The 2,178-nt window shown below is 57.9% G+C and carries 2 protein-coding genes and 3 pseudogenes; 3 read left to right on the top strand and 2 right to left on the bottom strand.

Annotated features, from left to right (window positions below):
- A pseudogene (locus tag AC3YOG_RS20615) lies at positions 1–141 on the bottom strand (IS3 family transposase); the annotation flags it as partial.
- Between the two features lie 423 nt (positions 142–564).
- On the opposite strand from AC3YOG_RS20615, the gene AC3YOG_RS20610 reads away from it, so the two are divergent.
- The 3 genes and pseudogenes from AC3YOG_RS20610 (at position 565) to AC3YOG_RS20600 (ending at position 1,711) form a co-directional block, all read left to right on the top strand.
- A complete protein-coding gene (locus AC3YOG_RS20610) occupies positions 565–915 on the top strand; it encodes a transposase (protein ID WP_489936467.1) in 351 nt (116 codons plus the stop codon).
- Positions 912–1,073, top strand: a pseudogene (locus AC3YOG_RS20605) (IS3 family transposase); the annotation flags it as partial. The gene AC3YOG_RS20610 and the pseudogene AC3YOG_RS20605, both read left to right, overlap by 4 nt.
- Entirely contained in the window at positions 1,022–1,711 is a 690-nt protein-coding gene (locus AC3YOG_RS20600) for an IS3 family transposase (RefSeq protein WP_489936466.1), read from the top strand. The pseudogene AC3YOG_RS20605 and the gene AC3YOG_RS20600, both read left to right, overlap by 52 nt.
- A gap of 58 nt (positions 1,712–1,769) precedes the next feature.
- Here the strand turns inward: AC3YOG_RS20600 and AC3YOG_RS20595 are convergent.
- Positions 1,770–1,997 (bottom strand): annotated as a pseudogene (locus tag AC3YOG_RS20595) (histidine kinase); the annotation flags it as partial.
- Between the last annotated feature and the right edge of the window lie 181 nt (positions 1,998–2,178).

The raw sequence follows: 2,178 nt of genomic DNA, 5'->3' as shown, positions 1-2,178 counted from the left end.
AAAGTCATAGGACCAGACGTGGTTGGGGTGCTCGGGCCGTAGCCGGATGCAGGCTCCGTCATTGAGCCAGAGCCGCCTGCGTTTGGGTTGCTTTGGTGGAACCTTGAGCCCCTCTCGCCGCCAGATCCGCTCTACCCGTTTGTCGTCTAATCGTTCAAGCAACTTCCGGGTCTTCTTTGTCGCGGTGCACCCATTGCATTGTCGTCTCCGAGGTCAGTTCTGCCTCACAATGGCGCCATGCTTAAAAGTCTCTCGATGTGATTCACGCTGTCATCGCTCCTCTTGGGGCGTGCAGCAAAGCGAGTCTCGAGATGACCTTGGCCAGACCCGGACGCGCCTGGCACTCCTTGTCAGAGTTATACGGCGAAGCTCCGGTTTTCGAATTTCGTGTTGGTCTTCCACATCGTCAGTAGCGTCACGGCCAGCTTGCGCGCCAGAGCCACCCGGGCTTTCCAGTGTGTTTCGGCGTGCAAATTTGACCCCCTGATGGAGTGGGCCCTTCGGATCGGGCAGGATTGGTTTTCGTAATTGACCGTGCAGTCGGGCTTTCACAGGATGAAGGTCATGGCCAAGCACCGAACCCATAGTGTCGAATTCAAACGCCAGGTTTCCCAAGAGTATCTTGCTGGGGAGACGTTGCATGGTCTGTCCAAGCGGCACGATATCTCACGCCAGCTGATCCGGGTCTGGGTTGAGAAGTACCAGGCAGGTGAGCTCGATGAGGATGCAGCCGCCGCCGATCTACTTCAAGCCTACGAAGCGCGGATTGCTGCGCTCGAACGCTTGGTCGGGAAGCAGGCGCTGGAGATGGAGTTTTTAAAGGGGGCTCTTCGGCCAGCACCGCTGCAGAAAAACGGGACTATATCCGCCATCACAGGCCCAGGGGCGTCAATGTCACCGAGGGATGCCGAATGATGGGACTTGCGCGCTCCACCTTTTACGAAATCCCCAAGCATTCGGCCGACGACACAGCAATCGTCGAGGCGATGGCCGCTGTCTGTGATGAGTTCGAACATTACGGGTGGCGTCGTGTCCGAGCCGCCCTTCGTCAGCAAGGCCTGGTCGTCAACCACAAGAAGATCCGCCGGCTGATGCGCGAACACGATCTCCAGCCAAAGATTCGCCGCCGCTTCACTGCGACGACAGACAGCAATCACGATCAGCCGATCTTTCCAATCTCGCCGCCAAGTTCATCCCAGACGGACCAAACCAGCTCTGGGTTGCAGACATCACCTATGTCGCCGTCATCGGCGGCTTCGTCTATGTTGCCATCGTCCTCGATGCCTGGTCCCGCCGCGTGGTGGGCTATGCCATCAGCCGATCCATAGATGCTCGGCTGACTCTGTCAGCGCTCCATAGCGCCTTCGAGGGGCGCAAACCGCCCCCTGGTTGCCTTCACCACTCGGATCGCGGATCGCAATACGCGGCTGGCGCCTATCGGCAATTCCTGGTCGCCAACGGCCTTGTTGGTTCGATGGGACGAAGAGGAAACCCTTATGACAACGCCAAAGCGGAAAGCTTCATGAAGACGCTCAAGGTTGAGGGCGTCTACCCGATGGAGTTCGAGACGTTTGCTGATGTGGTCGAACACCTTCCCCGATTCATTGACCAGATCTACAATGGCCGAAGGCTCCATTCAGCCCTAGGCTATCTCAGCCCAGTGCATTTCGAGGATCAACACGCCCGCCTCATGGTCAGAGATGCAAGCTGATTGCGTCCGGCCCTAAGGGCCCACTCCAATAAGGGGTCAATGTTCCGGGCCGATTGACAGCTCGGACCCGATCTCGATCGGCTGGGTGAATATGGGCGGACAGATCCTCGAACGTGACCTTGGCGCCTCGCCGCAAACCCCATAAGTCGTAGGCCTGATCGTCCATGGTGAGCGCGTCGGTATCGACGTTCCACGACCAGAGGGCAATGCCAGCAGCATCCACAGCACGTGCGAGATTCTTGACATCCCGAAGGAGCGAACTCGATGTCTCGACGGCTTCACTCATATCGCTTCTGACACCTTTAGGGCCTCACTCAGTTCGCGCGTTCTAATGGATAGGCAACATCATCGTAAAGAGCTCGAATCGTAGCACCCTCGAAACGCTGCTCGTTGACCTCGAGATAGGATCCTGCGCGTGCGGCAACAGGCAAGTCCTCGATAACAAACCGGACTGCCTCAGCTGCGGT

Source organism: Devosia sp. Z6_126, assembly GCF_058133495.1.
The sequence above is the reverse complement of the archived record's forward strand: the minus strand, read 5'-3'. Positions and strand labels throughout refer to the sequence as shown.

Bases quoted from the DNA above. Each gene is read 5' to 3' on its own strand.
- AC3YOG_RS20610 (WP_489936467.1), top strand. From the start codon at position 565: ATGGCCAAGCACCGAACCCATAGTGTCGAATTCAAACGCCAGGTTTCC.